The 14,615-nt window shown below is 68.4% G+C and carries 15 protein-coding genes; 7 read left to right on the top strand and 8 right to left on the bottom strand.

What is annotated here, in order from left to right; translation table 11 throughout:
• Positions 1-37: 37 nt before the first annotated feature.
• The 4 genes from ABD231_RS41950 to ABD231_RS41965 are packed head-to-tail and all read right to left on the bottom strand — an operon-like array spanning position 38 to position 3,483.
• On the bottom strand, positions 38-721 hold the full coding sequence (locus ABD231_RS41950; RefSeq protein WP_344166029.1) for a (2Fe-2S)-binding protein: 684 nt from the start codon (positions 719-721) through the stop codon (positions 38-40).
• Positions 718-1,494 (bottom strand): ABC transporter ATP-binding protein, encoded by a 777-nt coding sequence (locus tag ABD231_RS41955; protein WP_344166031.1) that lies wholly within the window; start codon positions 1,492-1,494, stop codon positions 718-720. Before ABD231_RS41955 ends, ABD231_RS41950 begins: the two co-directional genes overlap by 4 nt.
• Position 1,495: 1 nt before the next feature.
• A complete protein-coding gene (locus tag ABD231_RS41960; protein ID WP_344166033.1) occupies positions 1,496-2,524 on the bottom strand; it encodes a FecCD family ABC transporter permease in 1,029 nt (342 codons plus the stop codon).
• Positions 2,521-3,483 carry a FecCD family ABC transporter permease gene (locus ABD231_RS41965; RefSeq protein ID WP_344166034.1) on the bottom strand — a complete coding sequence of 321 codons (963 nt, stop codon included), beginning with the start codon at positions 3,481-3,483 and terminating at the stop codon, positions 2,521-2,523. The genes ABD231_RS41960 and ABD231_RS41965 overlap by 4 nt, the downstream gene beginning before the upstream one ends.
• An 89-nt stretch (positions 3,484-3,572) precedes the next feature.
• On the opposite strand from ABD231_RS41965, the gene ABD231_RS41970 reads away from it, so the two are divergent.
• Together ABD231_RS41970 and ABD231_RS41975 are read left to right on the top strand one after the other, a co-directional pair.
• A complete protein-coding gene (locus ABD231_RS41970; protein ID WP_344166036.1) occupies positions 3,573-4,550 on the top strand; it encodes an ABC transporter substrate-binding protein in 978 nt (325 codons plus the stop codon).
• A 78-nt stretch (positions 4,551-4,628) separates the two neighbouring features.
• Entirely contained in the window at positions 4,629-5,198 is a 570-nt protein-coding gene (locus tag ABD231_RS41975; protein ID WP_344166038.1) for a hypothetical protein, read from the top strand.
• Here ABD231_RS41975 and ABD231_RS41980 read toward each other — a convergent pair.
• From ABD231_RS41980 to folP, 3 genes are read right to left on the bottom strand one after another with little or no spacing between them, the layout of a single operon-like run.
• Positions 5,191-5,946, bottom strand: coding sequence for a class III extradiol ring-cleavage dioxygenase family protein (locus ABD231_RS41980; RefSeq protein ID WP_344166040.1), 756 nt, complete (start codon positions 5,944-5,946; stop codon positions 5,191-5,193). The genes ABD231_RS41975 and ABD231_RS41980 overlap by 8 nt on opposite strands.
• Before the next feature lies 1 nt (position 5,947).
• Positions 5,948-6,673, bottom strand: a complete 726-nt coding sequence (locus tag ABD231_RS41985) for a pyrimidine reductase family protein (RefSeq protein WP_344166042.1) — start codon at positions 6,671-6,673, stop codon at positions 5,948-5,950.
• On the bottom strand, positions 6,673-7,539 hold the full coding sequence (gene folP / locus ABD231_RS41990; protein WP_344166044.1) for a dihydropteroate synthase: 867 nt from the start codon (positions 7,537-7,539) through the stop codon (positions 6,673-6,675). Before folP ends, ABD231_RS41985 begins: the two co-directional genes overlap by 1 nt.
• A gap of 197 nt (positions 7,540-7,736) precedes the next feature.
• Between folP and ABD231_RS41995 the strand changes: the two genes are divergently transcribed.
• The 5 genes from ABD231_RS41995 to ABD231_RS42015 all read left to right on the top strand — a co-directional run bounded on the left by ABD231_RS41995 (position 7,737) and on the right by ABD231_RS42015 (position 12,225).
• Positions 7,737-9,053 carry an L-fuconate dehydratase gene (locus tag ABD231_RS41995; protein ID WP_344166046.1) on the top strand — a complete coding sequence of 439 codons (1,317 nt, stop codon included), beginning with the start codon at positions 7,737-7,739 and terminating at the stop codon, positions 9,051-9,053.
• Positions 9,050-9,820: an SDR family NAD(P)-dependent oxidoreductase gene (locus tag ABD231_RS42000; RefSeq protein ID WP_344166048.1), complete on the top strand. Its 771-nt coding sequence runs from the start codon at positions 9,050-9,052 to the stop codon at positions 9,818-9,820. Before ABD231_RS41995 ends, ABD231_RS42000 begins: the two co-directional genes overlap by 4 nt.
• The gene (locus tag ABD231_RS42005) at positions 9,817-10,776 is read left to right on the top strand and encodes an aldo/keto reductase (protein ID WP_344166050.1); all 960 of its coding nucleotides are present in this window, start codon (positions 9,817-9,819) and stop codon (positions 10,774-10,776) included. Before ABD231_RS42000 ends, ABD231_RS42005 begins: the two co-directional genes overlap by 4 nt.
• A gap of 223 nt (positions 10,777-10,999) precedes the next feature.
• Positions 11,000-11,452 carry an ester cyclase gene (locus tag ABD231_RS42010; protein WP_344166052.1) on the top strand — a complete coding sequence of 151 codons (453 nt, stop codon included), beginning with the start codon at positions 11,000-11,002 and terminating at the stop codon, positions 11,450-11,452.
• Positions 11,452-12,225: an MBL fold metallo-hydrolase gene (locus tag ABD231_RS42015; RefSeq protein ID WP_344166054.1), complete on the top strand. Its 774-nt coding sequence runs from the start codon at positions 11,452-11,454 to the stop codon at positions 12,223-12,225. The genes ABD231_RS42010 and ABD231_RS42015 overlap by 1 nt, the downstream gene beginning before the upstream one ends.
• A gap of 107 nt (positions 12,226-12,332) precedes the next feature.
• Here ABD231_RS42015 and ABD231_RS42020 read toward each other — a convergent pair whose 3' ends face one another.
• The gene (locus tag ABD231_RS42020) at positions 12,333-14,435 is read right to left on the bottom strand and encodes a heavy metal translocating P-type ATPase (RefSeq protein WP_344166056.1); all 2,103 of its coding nucleotides are present in this window, start codon (positions 14,433-14,435) and stop codon (positions 12,333-12,335) included.
• Between the last annotated feature and the right edge of the window lie 180 nt (positions 14,436-14,615).

The following is a 14,615-nucleotide window of genomic DNA, read 5'->3' on the forward strand; positions in this document are numbered from 1 at the left end:
GAACAGCCTCAGCGCCGATCCGGAGCCGGGCAATCCTTTAGATGGTGTTGGTATAGACCATTCGGCGGAACCTGGGACAAGTGGTGCAGGCGTTCACTTTCGGCAGGACGTAGAAGTAGCAGCACGACGTCCGCAGCTTCTGCTCCAGCGAGACGCCGAACGCAGCAGCCGCTTCATCGGCGTACGGCGCACTGTCCGGCAACCTCAGCGCGGACCGTACTTCGTCGTCCACTGCTCCGAACCGTTGCAGCGAGCTGATCTTCACCCCGGGCCGGTACGAGTCCAGGAACGCCTTGGCATGCTGCTGAAGCTGCATTGCCGCCGTCTGCACCGGTACGACGCGGTCGGACAGCAGAGCAACCTCGACTGGGTAGTGCGCCGTCGGATGCACCCGAAACGCCAGCGTGTCGGGGGAAACCTCTGGGGTGACGCCCACGGCCGCACCGAGCACTCCGGCAACCAGGGCCGGCACTTGGACGTACCACATCAGCGTGAACATCGCCGCGACCTGAACCGGCGGATCAATGCCGTAATCACGCGCATAGTCGGCCGCTACCCGACTACGCCAGCCAAGAGTCGGATCCCCGCCCGCCTGTTGCTCAGCGACGACCTGTGCGCAGGACACCCACTCCGGTCCCGGTACGGCGTCCGCTGTCCGCACGGACAACCACTCGACCGAGTCGGCCAGGGTGTCCACGAGGGAACGAACGGAGTGGGTCACCCAGCAAGCCTACGATCCGGCACCACCACAGGTGCTCCACCGACCTCCACCACCGAGGCCTTCAGCCCGAACACCTCATCCAGCAACTCTTCGGTCAGTACGTCGGCCGGTCGCCCCTGAGCGGCAATCGCACCGGCGCCCATCACCACCAGGTGATCGGCGTACTGCGCGGCCAGCGTGAGGTCGTGCAGCACGACCACGACAGTGCGACCGGAGGTGTGCGCTGCAGCGTGGACGACGTTCATCACGTCCACGGCGTGCGCCAGATCGAGGTACGTCGTGGGCTCGTCCAGCAGCAGGTGCGCGGTCCCCTGGGCCAGCACCATGGCAATCCAGACCCGCTGCCGCTGCCCACCGGACAGCTGATCAACCGGACGATCCCGCAGCTCAGTGAGTTCGACCGCAGCCAAGGCCTCCTCGATCGCTGCGTCATCTTCAGGAGTCAGCCGTCCGAAGAGACCGCGGTGCGGATGCCGACCACGCGACACCAGCTCGGCAGCTGTGATGCCTTCCGGTGTTACCGGGCCCTGCGGCAGCACACCGAGTCGCCGCGCCAGCTCACGGGCGGGCAGCTTGTGGATGTCCTCTCCGTCCAGCAACACCTGACCGCTCTGCGGAGGCATCAGTCTGCTCATGCCACGCAGCAGTGTGGACTTGCCGGACCCGTTCGGTCCGACGATCGTCGTCAACCGCCCGGCCGGCACCTCCAGCGTCAGACCGGTCACGACCGGCGCATCTGCGCCGTACGCGAGGGTGAGGTTCTCGACGTGCACTTCAGCGTCCCTTCTGCTGACGGCCGATCAAATGAAGCAGGTACGGCGCTCCGGCTGCGGCGGTGAGCACGCCAACGGGCAACTCATACGGTCCGAAGTGGAGCCAGCCCAGGCCGTTTCGTGCGAGCAGATCAGCCAGTACGACGAACACTGCGCCCAGCAACGCGGATGTCACCAGCGGCGGCCGTTCCATCCGGGTCAGTCTCAGTGCGACCTGCGGAGCCACCAGAGCGACGAAAGCGATCGGCCCGGCCCCTGCAGTCGCCATCGCGGCCAGCACCGTCGCCACAATCAGCAGGAGCAGCCGGATGCGAGCCACGCGAACACCGAGTGAGGACGCCACGTCGTCACCGAGCACCATGGCCGACAAGTCGCGGTTGAACATGATTGCTACCGGCAACAGCACCACCACGGCAATCAGCACCGGGACGGCGTCGCTCCACTCGCGTGAGTTGAGCGAACCGGCCAGCCAGGCCGCTGCGCGACCCGCGTCATTCACGTCCCCGATGACCAGCATCCAGGCGACCAGAGAGTTCGCAGCAGCCGCAACACCCACACCGATCAGCACAACCCGGCCACCGTCGACCTGACCGCGCTGGATCGACAGGGCGCCGACAATCACGGTGGCCAGCAGTCCGCCGAGTACGGCGGCCAGTGGGATCCCGACCTGGCCTGCGAAGCCGGAGATGTTGCCGCCACCGCTCCCGGCCAGCACGATCACTGCCACTGCTCCGGCAGAGGCACCTGAGTTCACACCGACGATGTCTGGACTGGCCAACGCGTTGCGGGACAGGGTTTGCAGGAGTGCACCGGACACAGCGAAGGCGATCCCGACCAGCAGTCCGGTGGCGACTCGGGGCAGTCGCAGGTCCAGCACGATCAGTCGTTGCCCACGGCGACCACCACCGAGCAGTACGTCGATCACGTCGGCGAGCGGGACCTTCGACGTACCGATGCTCAACGACAGCAGGGCTACCGCGACTGCGAGTGCGGCGAGGACCAGGCTCAGCACGACGGTGCGGGACTTCACAGCACCACCGCCCGGCGACGTACCACCAGCACGAACAGGGGCGCACCGACGATGCCGAGCACCACACCGGCCTGCACTTCACCAGCACCGCCGATCAACCGGCCGACGAGGTCGGCGAGCACCATGGTGCTCGCACCGACCAGTCCGGCGCCTGGGATCAGCCAGGTGTTGCGAGAACCGAAGATCTGCCGAGCCACATGGCCGGACAGCAAGCCCAGGAAGCCGATCGGGCCGCAGGCCGCCACTCCGGCCGCAGTGAGCAAGCCGATTGCGCCTAGCCCGATCAGACGGGCTCGGGGGATCGAAAGACCGAGTCCCGCAGCCACGTCGTCACCGAGAGCCAGCAGGTCGAGATCACGTGCGTTGACCGCAGCGAGCGCCAGACCGACTACTGCGAACGGCAGCACCTGGCCAGCGACGTCCAGACCGCGTCCTGCCACCGATCCGACCGCCCAGAAGCGATAACTGTCCAGCGTGGTGCTGTCCAGCAGCACGATCGCCGAGGTCATCGCACCGAGCAGTGCGGCGACCGCAGCACCCGTCAGCGCCAGCCCGACCGGAGTAGCGCCACTCCCCCGCGACGCCAGCCGCTGCACGCCGTACGTAGCCAGTAGCGCGCCTGCGAGTGCTACCCAGACTGTTTCCCCGACTGACTCGACGACTCCGAGCTGTAGTCCGAGGACTACAGCGAAGGCAGCGCCGGCGCTCACACCGAAGATGCCGGGCTCGGCGAGCGCATTGCGCGTGTGGCCTTGCATCAGAGCGCCGGCGACACCGAGACAGAGACCGATGAGCACGGCAACGATCGTGCGGGGCGCCCGCAGACTCCGGATGATCACGTCCGGGTCGGAGCCGTCGTTCGCCGTCATGGCGTGCCAGAGCGCGCCCGGGCCGAGCCAACGAGACCCGAACGCCAGGCTGGCCACGAAGACCACAACGAGGACGATCGCCAACGTCACAAGGGATGCGGCGCGTCGAGCCGAGGGCGACATAGGTTAGGGTTGCCTTACTAGTCAGAGGTCGTCGAACACCCTACCTGGAGAGATCCGTGCGCCTGCACCGCATCACCGCTCTGTTCGCTGTCACCGCATTGGCCCTCACCGGCTGTGGCTCGTCCGACGAAGGCAAAACCCCGGAGGCATCCGGTTCGTCGTCGACCGGCTTCCCGCGGACCATCGAGCACGCGATGGGCAAGACCGAGATCCCCGCCAAGCCGAAGCGGGTCGTCGCCCTGGACGCCAGCTTCGTCGACGCCACGCTGATCCTGGACACCCCGGTGGTCGGCTACACCGACTACCGCAGCATCAAGGACAAGCTGCCGGAGTACCTGGGTGCCGACCGCGACACGCTCGGTAAGGACGCGCAGGCGGTCGGCACGCTGGCCGAGCCGAACCTGGAGAAGATCGCCGACCTCGACCCGGACCTGATCATCACCGCCAAGGTCCGGCACGAGAAGCTCTACGAGCAGCTGTCGAAGATCGCGCCGACGATCATGTCGGCGACCACCGGGCCGACCTGGAAGGACAACATCCGGCTCGAGGGCAAGGCGCTCGGTGAGGAAGCCCTGGCCGAGAAGGAGATCTCGTCGTACGAGACCGCGGCCAAGACCGTCGGCGCTGCGATCAACGCGAAGGCGAAGAACCCGACGATCTCGGTGGTCCGGTTCCTCGACGGACCGACCCGGCTCTACCAGCAGTCCACCTTCTCCGGCATCGTGCTGAAGGACGCCGGCCTGGCCCGGCCGAAGTCCCAGGCCGTCGACGGGTTCGCCCTGGAGATCGGCCCGGAGCGGATCAAGGACGCCGACGCGGACGCGATCTTCGTCACCACGTTCGCGGATGACAAGGGCGTTGGCGCCAAGACCGCGGCGGAGTTCAAGGCCAACCCGCTGTGGAAGCCGCTCGCGCCGAAGGTGCACGAGGTTCCGGACCTGACCTGGATGACCGCCGTCGGTCTGCAGGGCGCCTGGGTGATCCTCACCGACCTCGCCAAGACGTTCGGTGTGGATGCACCGGTCAAGGCCTGACTCGGTAGGGTCATGGGCGTGACTGTTCTGACTCGGTGGCATGTCGGGCCGTGGACCACTCGGGGGACACTGCCGGGCATGCCATTCGAGCCAGGGCGGAGGCGCACCCCGGACGAGCTGAACTTCGACATCGTCGGACTGGCTCGCATCCTGGGGCGGCGGTTGTCCGGACGGGACGAGCTGCAGGTCCGCCTCTGGCAGAACGAGCTCCGGCCGACGCACACGCGGCAGTGCGGAGTCCACACGCTTGCGGAGCCGGAGTCGCTTCGACAGACCGCCGACGAGGCCCTGGCTTGGCTGGCCTCGCAGGCGCCTGCAGGGTATGAGTTCATCCGCACGGACGCGGTTGAGCTGCGTCCGCTGCTGGATCTGACCGCTCCGGTCGTGGCCGTCGACGCCGTCATCCAGCTGGCCGGCCAGTACCTCCCGGCCGCGCGGCTGGCCGCCTCGCATGTACGGCGTTCTGCCGCCGGCGACTGGTATGCCGGCGACGCGGCCTGCAGGTGGTCCGGGCCCCACGAAACAGTCGAGGCCGCAGTAGCCGCCGTACAGGCTGCTCGGGCTGAGCTGGTGGAGCAGCTCATCGCAGTTGGTCGTGAGGACCTTGCTGCGACCGCACCGCGCTGGCCGGCTGTGCCCGTCAGCTGAAGCTGGCCACGAAGTACCCGACTCCGTACGGCGCTGCGTCGTACCGGAGGTCACCCTGCAGGTCGCCGAGCGCACCCGCCAGCACCTGCCACGGCGCGCGGCCGGCAGCTTGTAGCTCTGTTGCGAGGTCGGGGTCGAGAGCGGCCAGTACGTCGGCATCCGCGGCGGCGAGTGCTGCAGCCACTGTCTGGTCGAAGATCTCGGCGCGGGGATGCAGGTGCACCGGCGAGTGCTCGCTGCGTCGGGGAGCGCCGTCGCCCATCACCAGCAACCCGATGCGGTGGTTGCCCTGGGCAATGCTCCTCCCCAGCTCGAGGCAGTCGGCAGGTGGAGTCGCGGGGTCGATCGCCCGGTAGGTGCGTGGCAGGCCGGCAGCCTTCGACTGCTCAAGTAGCCAGCCGCCGATCGCCAGCGAGAGCGGCAGCACCGCAGGCCCATCCCCGAACCGGACGGACGGAGCGCCGTACGCGCCGAACCCACCACCCGCCGAACCGTCGTACCAGACACCCCGCCCCCCACCGAGCGCCAGGCCGGGGGTGTCCGGGGAGGAGACGAGCCCAGAGCCAGCTCCCTGGGCGGGCGCCGGGGGCGCGGCGCCGATGACGAGGATCCCGTCCGCGGCCGCTAGGTGGTTGACGGCTGCTAGGCAGACGGCTCGTAGTTCGTCTAGGTCGGGGGCGGCGCCGGTGGCTACTTCGGGGACGAGGAGGGGTGGGTGGGGGCAGACTGCGGCGCTTACTACGGGCACGTCAGGACTCCCGGAGGTAGCGGAAGAAGAGGTAGTCGTCGGGGGCGGCGACCATGGTGGCGAGTTTGAGCTTGCGGGTGAGGGTGGTGGGGACGCCGGCGGTGATGCGGCCGGAGCCGGGGCCGGCTAGGAGGGGGGCCAGGGCTAGGCAGAGTTCGTCTACCAGGTCGGCGCTGGTTAGGGCGCCTAGGAGGTGCGGGCCGCCTTCGCTGAGGACTTGGGGCAGGCCACGGGCGGCTAGCTCCTTGAGCACGGCGGCTAGGTCTACCTCGGCGGCGCCTAGGACGATCAGGTCGGCGACCTCGGCCAGCGCCTTGCGACGGTCGGTCGGGGAGGCTTCGTGGGTGACGATGATGGGGCGCACGGCGGACTGGAAGATCGGGTTGACCGGGCTCAGTTCCAGGCGGGAGGAAACGACCGCGAGGGTCGGGTTCCCAGGCAGGCCCTGGGTGGTTCGCCAGGCGCGGCTCGCGGCGGAGAGGCGGAGGGGGCTGTAGCCCTCGTCGCGGATCGTGCCGGCGCCGACCAGGACGACGTCGGCGAGGCGGCGGATCATGCTGAAGACGCGGCTGTCGGAGTCACTCGACAAGGCCTTGGACTGGCCGTCGATCTCGACTGCGCCGTCGAGGCTGCTGACGAAGTTCGCCCGGAGATGCGGTACCGATCGGTCCTCGATCTGGTAGACGTCGATCAGGTCGTCGTCGGACAGTTCGTCCAGCTGGTGCATCAGGCCAGGCTCCTTCGGGTTCCCGCGGGCTGAGCGGTTCCGCGCAGTACGGCGATCAGGTCGAGCGCTTGCCGCGCGGCCGGTACGTCGTGTACCCGGAACACCCGGGCACCAAGCCACGCCGAGATGCTCAACGCGGCCAGCGTCCCGTTCCCGCGCTGACCCGGTGGCAGTTCGAGCGTTTCGCCGATGAAGTCCTTGTTCGACACGGCGACGAGCACCGGCCAACCGGTCGCGGCCAACTCGTCCAGCCGGCGCGTCAGCTCGAGCGATTGCAGGGTGTTCTTGCCGAAGTCGTGAGTCGGATCGATGAGAATCCCGTCCGGCCGCACCCCGGCGGCAACCGCGCGATCGGCCAGACCGGTCGTCGTACGGATGACGTCCGCGACCACGTCGTCGTACGCCATCCGGTGTGGGTCGGTACGCGGCGAGAGTCCGCCGACGTGACTGCAGACGAGGCCCGCGCCGAACTCGGCCGCGGCGTACACGAGATCGGGATCGGACCCGGACCACGTGTCATTGAGGAGGTCGGCTCCGGCCTCGACCACGCGGCGTGCGACACCGCTGCGGTACGTGTCCACGCTGATCACCAACGACGGGTGCCGCTCGCGGATCCCGGCCACGAAATCGACCGTCCGCCGCAACTCCTCGTCCTCGCTGACCGGTTCGCCGTACCCGGCCTTCACGCCACCGATGTCGACCAGATCGGCGCCGTCCGCGACTGCTTGGTCGATCGCCGCGTACGCCGCGTCGGTCGCGTACGTCGCGCCTCGGTCGAAGAACGAGTCCGGAGTCCGGTTCACGATCGCCATCACGGCGAACTCACCCGGGTGGAAGGTGCGTTGGCCGAGGCGGAGCGCGGTCATGGGGACGACTGTAGTCGGCGGACCGCCAGCACCGTCCAACCCACCACCGACGTGCCCCTCGCACGGTGGCTGAGCGTGCGCCCCACACTGGCCGCCCACTTAGTGGGTGGTGGCGATCCATACCCCTCGCCGACCAAGCCCATATCCTATAGGATCTCTAGCGACAGTCCGCCCTCCGCAGCAGATCGGGTCACTCCATGGCACGTTTCACCGAGTTAGAGACGTACGACGTCCGCTTCCCCACCTCGCTGGACCTGGACGGCTCCGACGCGATGAACACCGATCCGGACTACTCGGCGGCGTACCTGATCCTGCGCACCGATGCCGGTGACGGGCTCGAAGGGCACGGGTTCGCGTTCACGATCGGCCGCGGGAACGACGTCCAGACCGCCGCCATCGAGGCGCTGCGGGACCACGTCGTCGGACTCGACCTGGACGCGACGCTGAACGACCTCGGCGCCTTCTGGACGTCGCTCGTGCACGACTCGCAGCTGCGCTGGCTGGGCCCGGAGAAGGGCGTCATGCACATGGCGATCGGCGCGGTCGTGAACGCGGTCTGGGACCTCGCCGCGAAGCGGGCCGGCGTACCGCTCTGGAAGCTGCTGTCCGACCTGACACCCGAGCAGATCGTCGACCTGGTCGACTTCCGCTACCTGACCGACGCGCTCACACCCGACGAGGCGCTGGAGATCCTGCGCAAGGCCCAGGCCGGGCGGGGCGAGCGCGAGGCGCAACTGCGTGAGCGCGGCTACCCGGCGTACACGACGACGCCCGGCTGGCTCGGGTACGACGACGCCAAGCTGGTCCGGCTCTGTCGCGAAGCGGTGGCCGACGGGTTCACCCAGATCAAGCTCAAGGTCGGCGCGAACCTCGACGACGACATCCGCCGGATGCGGCTGGCCCGCGAGGCCGTCGGCCCGGACATCCGGATCGCGATCGACGCCAACCAGCGGTGGGACGTTTCCGACGCGATCCGCTGGATCGAGGCCCTCGCGCCGTACGACGTCTGGTGGGTCGAGGAGCCGACCAGTCCGGACGACATCCTCGGCCACGCGGCCATCGCGAAGGCGATCGCGCCGACCCGGGTCGCCACCGGCGAACACGTCCAGAACCGGGTGGTGTTCAAGCAGATGCTGCAGGCCGGATCACTGGCCGTGCTGCAGCTCGACAGCGCCCGGGTCGCCGGGGTGAACGAGAACATCGCCATCCTGCTGCTGGCCGCGAAGTTCGGCGTACCGGTGTGCCCGCACGCAGGCGGGGTAGGACTGTGTGAGCTGGTCCAGCACCTGTCGATGTTCGACTACGTGGCGGTCAGCGGGTCGGTCGAGGACCGCGTGATCGAGTACGTCGACCACCTGCACGAGCACTTCCTGGACCCGGTCGTGATCCGGGCCGGGCACTACGTGGCACCGGTGAAGCCGGGGTTCGGCGCCGAGATGGATGCCGAGACGCTGACCGACTTCCGGTTCCCGGGTGGCAAGATCTGGAACGACTTGACGAAGGAGAACCAGTGAGCGCCCTTCCAGTAGATACGGATTTTGCCGGCCTGCGGGCTGTCGTCACCGGCGGCGCGTCGGGCCTCGGGCTCGCGGCCGCGACGTTGTTGGCCGCTCGCGGCGCGCGGGTGGCCGTGTTCGACCTGAAGCCCGATGTCCCCGAGCCGCTGACCGGGATCGCCGCCGATGTCACCGACGACGCCTCGGTCCGCTCCGCGGTCGCCGCGGCCGCGCTGAAGCTCGGCGGGATCGACATCGTGGTGAACAACGCCGGGATCGGCGCCGCGGGCAACGTCGCGGCGAACGACGACGACGAGTGGCACCGCGTGCTGGACGTCAACGTGGTCGGCATCGCCCGGGTCACCCGCGCAGCCCTGCCGTACCTGCGGAAGTCGTCCGCGGCCGCGATCGTCAACACCTGCTCGATCGCCGCCACCGCCGGTCTGCCGAACCGCGCCCTGTACTCCGCGAGCAAGGGCGCCGTACTGGCCCTGACGATGGCGATGGCGGCCGACCACGTCCGCGAAGGCATCCGGGTGAACTGCGTGAACCCGGGCACCGCGGACACCCCGTGGGTCGGACGGCTGCTGGACGCGGCCACTGACCCGGAGGCCGAGCGGGCCGCACTCGAGGCTCGGCAGCCGATGGGCCGCCTGGTGTCGGCCGACGAGGTTGCGCAGGCGATCGCGTACCTGGCCAGCCCGCTGGCCGGATCAACCACCGGTACGGCGATCGCTGTCGACGGCGGCATGCAGAACCTGCGGCTCCCGGCGGTGCGGTCGTGAAGATCTTCGGCGACTCCAAGATCGGGCTCGGTGGGGCACCGCTGGCCGGGTTGCGGACCGAGGTCACCGAGGCCGATGCGGTCGCTACCGTGAATGCGGCGTGGGATGCGGGGTGGAGGTTCTTCGACACCGCACCGCACTATGGGCTCGGGCTGGCCGAGGAGCGACTCGGCCTCGGGCTCGCAGGGAAGCCCCGTGATGAGTACGTGCTGTCTTCGAAGGTCGGCCGGATCATCTATGAGGCCGACACGGAGGAGCCGGACGGCGAAGGTTTCGCTGTCGTCAGCAAGCGCCGCCGTCGCTTCGACTACAGCCGAGACGGGGTTCTGCGGAGTATCGAGGACTCACTGCGCCGGATCGGTACCGACCGGCTCGACGTCGTCTTCGTGCACGACCCGGACGACCACTACGACGAGGCCGTCGGGACCGCGTTCCCTGCTTTGATCGAACTGCGTGAGCAGGGTGTGATCGGGGCGATCGGTTCCGGGATGAACCAGAGCGCGATGCTCACCCGGTTCGTCACCGAAATCGACATCGACGTGATCATGCTGGCCGGTCGCTATTCGCTCATCGATCCCGACGGACTGGACGACGTACTGCCGGCCTGCCTGGCGAACGACGTACAGGTGGTTGCTGTCGGCGTGTTCAACTCCGGCCTGCTGTCGCAGCCTCGGCCCGCGGTGGACGCCACGTTCAACTACGCGCCGGCCGACGCGGCACTCATCGCCAAGGCGAACCAGTTGGCGGACGTGTGCGAGTCGCACGGCGTCACCCTGCCCGCGGCCGCGCTGGCCTTTCCCCGCTTCCACCCCGCCGTCGCCGGTATCGCGGTCGGGTGCCGGAACGCTGACGAGGTGCGGGTGAATGCTGCGCTGGATCAGGCGGAGATCCCGGCCGGCTTGTGGTCCGATTTGAAGTCGACCGGGTTGCTGCGCGCCGACGCTCCGACCAACTGACGGAACCACCTTCGCGCCGCCGACGTCCGCGACCGGCGGCGCGTCGGGATGTGGTGGTGCGGGTGCGCGGCGTTCGAGTCACGGATGTCGTCGGCGACCTGCTTGGTGGCGATCAACACGCTCAGAGCTTCCATGGTTGTTCTCCTTGCCCGGAGCCTTCGGCGAAGGCCTTCACGCGGTACGTCGGAGCCCGGTCGCGCTTTTTGACATAGGTTTGCCGGTCATGGAGCTGAATGTGGATGCCGACCTGGCGGCCCGGCGGATCGCGGTGATCCAGGAGCACATGGACACCGAGGTGACGCAGGAGTTCGACCTGACGCTGGCGACATTCGACGGTCATCCGCTGTACGAGATCGTGCCGACCGGGCAGCGGTTCGACGGCGCCGAGCAGGTGATGGCGTACTACACGCTGACCCGTACGGCGTTCCCCGACCAGCGGCACGACAACGCGCGGTTCCATGCAGCGGCCGACTCGGTGATCGTCGAGTTCGACCTCCTCGGCACCAACCTCGGCGAGTTCTACGGCCTCCCGCCGACAGGGAAGTCATTCCGGGTGCCGGTGATCGCGGTCTTCTTCTTCACCGGCGACCGCATCACCCTCGAACGCGTCTACTTCGACACCGCGTCGTTGGTCCTCCAGATCGGCCGACCCGAGCTGCTGACCGCGCCCCGCTGATGCGGGTCCACCACCTCAACTGCGGTTCCCTCCGCTTCCCCGGTGCGCCGCTCGTCTGCCACGTGCTGCTGGTCGAGTCGGCCGACGAGCTGGTTCTGGTGGACACGGGTTTCGGGCTGGCGGATATCGCGGATCCGTCCCGGCTAGGTCCGGTACGGCGGCTGATCCGGCCGGCGCTCGATCCGGCCGAGACCGCGATCCGGCAGGTCGAGCAACTGGGGTTCGCGGCGACCGACGTACGGGATGTGGTTCTCACGCACTTCGACCTCGACCATGTCGGTGGGCTAGCGGACTTCCCGGAGGCCGCCGTACACGTGAGTGCGGTCGAGGCCCGGGCGGCGGTCCACGCCCCGTCATGGCAAGAGCGGCGGCGCTACCGAGCCGCCCAGTGGTCCCACGGCCCTCACCTCGTCGAGCACCCCGCGGACGGCGACGCCTGGCACGGCTTCGCAGCCGCCCGGGAGATCCTGCCGGGAGTCGTCCTGATCCCCCTGCCCGGCCACACCCGAGGCCACGCCGCCGTCGCCGTAGACAACGGCCGCAATTGGCTCGTCCATGCAGGAGACGCCTTCTTCCACCACAGCACCCTCGACCACCGCCCAATCCCCTGGCCACTGCGCTTCAACGAACGAGCCGTCGCCTTCAACCTCACCCAGGTCCGCGTCAACCACGCCCGCCTAGCCGAACTCCACCACCAGTCCGACCTAACCATCTTCTCCGCCCACGACCCCACCCAATTCGCCACCCTCGCCAACGCCCCCGACCACCCCTGACCCCAAGACTAGGTCGGGGTTGGGCGTCGGGAAGGACACGTAGTGGTGGGCGTGGGCTGCGGTTCGGGCGGCTGGGTGAGCGGGCGGAGGGGTGGCGGGGAGGACTACTACGTGTTCTTGGCGACGAAACGGTCGGGGCGGAGGTCTAGGCGGCGGAGGAGTTGGGCGTTGAGGGCGACCACGATGGTGGAGATGGACATGAGGAGGGCGCCTACGGCGGGTGAGACGAGGATGCCGGCGAAGGCTAGGACGCCGGCGGCTAGTGGGACGGTGATGATGTTGTAGCCGGTGGCCCAGACGAGGTTTTGCCACATTTTGCGGTAGCTGGCGCGGGACAGGTCGATGACCGACAGGACGGCGCGTGGGTCGTCGGCGGCTAGGACGACGCCGGCTGACTCGATTGCTACGTCGGTGCCTGCGCCGATTGCGATGCCGACTTCGGCTCGGGCCAGTGCGGGGGCGTCGTTCACGCCGTCGCCGACCATGGCTACCTTGAGGCCGCGGGCTTGTAGTTCGCTGACCTTGGCGTCCTTGTCGCCGGGCAGGACCTCGGCGAACACCTCGTCGATGCCGAGTTCGCTCGCTACCGCCTCGGCCACCTGATGTGCGTCGCCGGTGATCATGGCGACCCGAACACCCCGCTTGTGCAGGGCATCCACCGCCTGGCGCGACTCCTCGCGAACCGCATCCGCCAGCGCGATCGCGCCGACGACCTGCCGATCCCGCAGTACCTGCAGAACCGCCGCACCCTGCGACTTCCACTCCGCCACGTGCGACTCGAGCTCAGTCGGCTCGGCCACGCCGTACTCACGCAGCAACGCCGGCCCACCGACTGCAACTTCGTTGCCATCGACAACAGCTTGTACGCCGCGACCTGTCAGCGACCGGAATTCCGACGCGACGACGCGCGCCGCCGCACCGCCGTCACTGGCCGTCCCGCCGCTCACCACCCTGGCACTCGCCGCACGGACGATCGCCTTCGCCAACGGGTGTTCGCTGTCCGCCTCAACCGCAGCGGCCAACTCCAGCAGCTCGTCCTCCGTCACCCCGTTCGCCGGGGCAACGCCGACCACCGCGGGCTCACCCTTGGTCAGGGTGCCGGTCTTGTCGAACAGGACGACATCGACAGTCCGCATCCGCTCCAGCGCCAGCCGGTTCTTCACCAGTACGCCGGCCTTCGCGGCCCGCTCGGTGGAAATCGCGATCACCAGCGGAATCGCCAGCCCGAGGGCGTGCGGGCAGGCGATCACCAGCACAGTCACCGTCCGAGTGACGGCCTGATCGAGTTCACCGAGCAATGCCCACACCACGAACGTGATCAGCCCGGCGATCGACGCGAAGTAGAACAGAAAGGCGGCAGCCCGATCGGCCAACGCCTGCGCCCGCGACGACGAGGCCTGCGCTTCAGCGACCAACCGCTGAATCCCCGCCAGCGCCGTATCCTCACCAACCGCGGTGATCTCGACCCGCAGCGCGTTGTCGGTCGCCACAGTCCCCGCCACCACCGAATCGCCGACCGCCCGCGACACCGGCCGCGACTCCCCCGTGATCATCGACTCGTCGACCTCGGCCTGCCCCTCGACCACGGTTCCGTCCGCCGGTACCCGCCCACCGGACCGAACCAGTACGACGTCGCCCGTCTGCAGCTCGTGCAGCGACACCGCGACCACCCCGTCGGCGGTCACCTTCTCGGCCTCGTCCGGCAGTAGCGCGGCCAGCGCATCGAGCGCTCCCGAGGCGGCACCGAGTGCACGCATCTCCAGCCAATGCCCGAGCAGCATGATCACGATCAGCAGCGCGAGCTCCCACCAGAAGTCGAGGTCGAAACCACCGATCTCCAAGGTGGTGATCCACGAGGCCACGAACGCCACGGTGATCGCCATCGAGATCAGCAGCATCATCCCCGGCCGCCGCGACTTCAGTTCGCCCCAACCACCGGTCAGGAACGGGCGCCCGCCGTACAGGAAGATGACGGTCCCGAGCACCGGGGCGATCCAGCTCGCGCCGAGGAAGTCGGGCCGCATGTACCCGAGCAGGTCGGCGAACATCTCGCTGAAGAACACCACCGGCACCGCCAGCGCCAGGCTGATCCAGAACCGGTCCTTGAACTGCGCCGCATGATCCCCGTGCCCGGAGTGCCCACCGTGCTCCATCGCCCCCGAGTGCCCGGCATGACCAGCCTGATCGACGTGTCCCACATGCTCATCCATACCCGCACCATACCCCCATGGGGTATCCATTCCAACCCCCAAGCCGGTGAGTCGAGAGCCCCACCCGATCCGGTACGACGTTGAGCACGGTTCAACCACGTGCGCGGCCGAACGGTGGTTGACGGGATGCTCCTATAGCTGTCAAGTGGTGGTTTGTGGTTGGAGTGCTTGGCGGATGTG

The sequence above is a fragment of the Kribbella yunnanensis genome, from assembly GCF_039529655.1.
Taxonomy (GTDB): domain Bacteria; phylum Actinomycetota; class Actinomycetes; order Propionibacteriales; family Kribbellaceae; genus Kribbella; species Kribbella yunnanensis.

Excerpts from the sequence above, each read along its gene's own strand:
- ABD231_RS42020 (WP_344166056.1), bottom strand. The coding sequence starts at position 14,435 with ATGGATGAGCATGTGGGACACGTCGATCAGGCTGGTCATGCCGGGCAC.
- folP (WP_344166044.1), bottom strand. The coding sequence starts at position 7,539 with ATGACCGCGCTCCGCCTCGGCCAACGCACCTTCCACCCGGGTGAGTTC.
- ABD231_RS42015 (WP_344166054.1), top strand. The coding sequence starts at position 11,452 with ATGCGGGTCCACCACCTCAACTGCGGTTCCCTCCGCTTCCCCGGTGCG.
- ABD231_RS41975 (WP_344166038.1), top strand. The coding sequence starts at position 4,629 with ATGCCATTCGAGCCAGGGCGGAGGCGCACCCCGGACGAGCTGAACTTC.
- ABD231_RS41995 (WP_344166046.1), top strand. The coding sequence starts at position 7,737 with ATGGCACGTTTCACCGAGTTAGAGACGTACGACGTCCGCTTCCCCACC.
- ABD231_RS41985 (WP_344166042.1), bottom strand. The coding sequence starts at position 6,673 with ATGCACCAGCTGGACGAACTGTCCGACGACGACCTGATCGACGTCTAC.
- ABD231_RS42010 (WP_344166052.1), top strand. The coding sequence starts at position 11,000 with ATGGAGCTGAATGTGGATGCCGACCTGGCGGCCCGGCGGATCGCGGTG.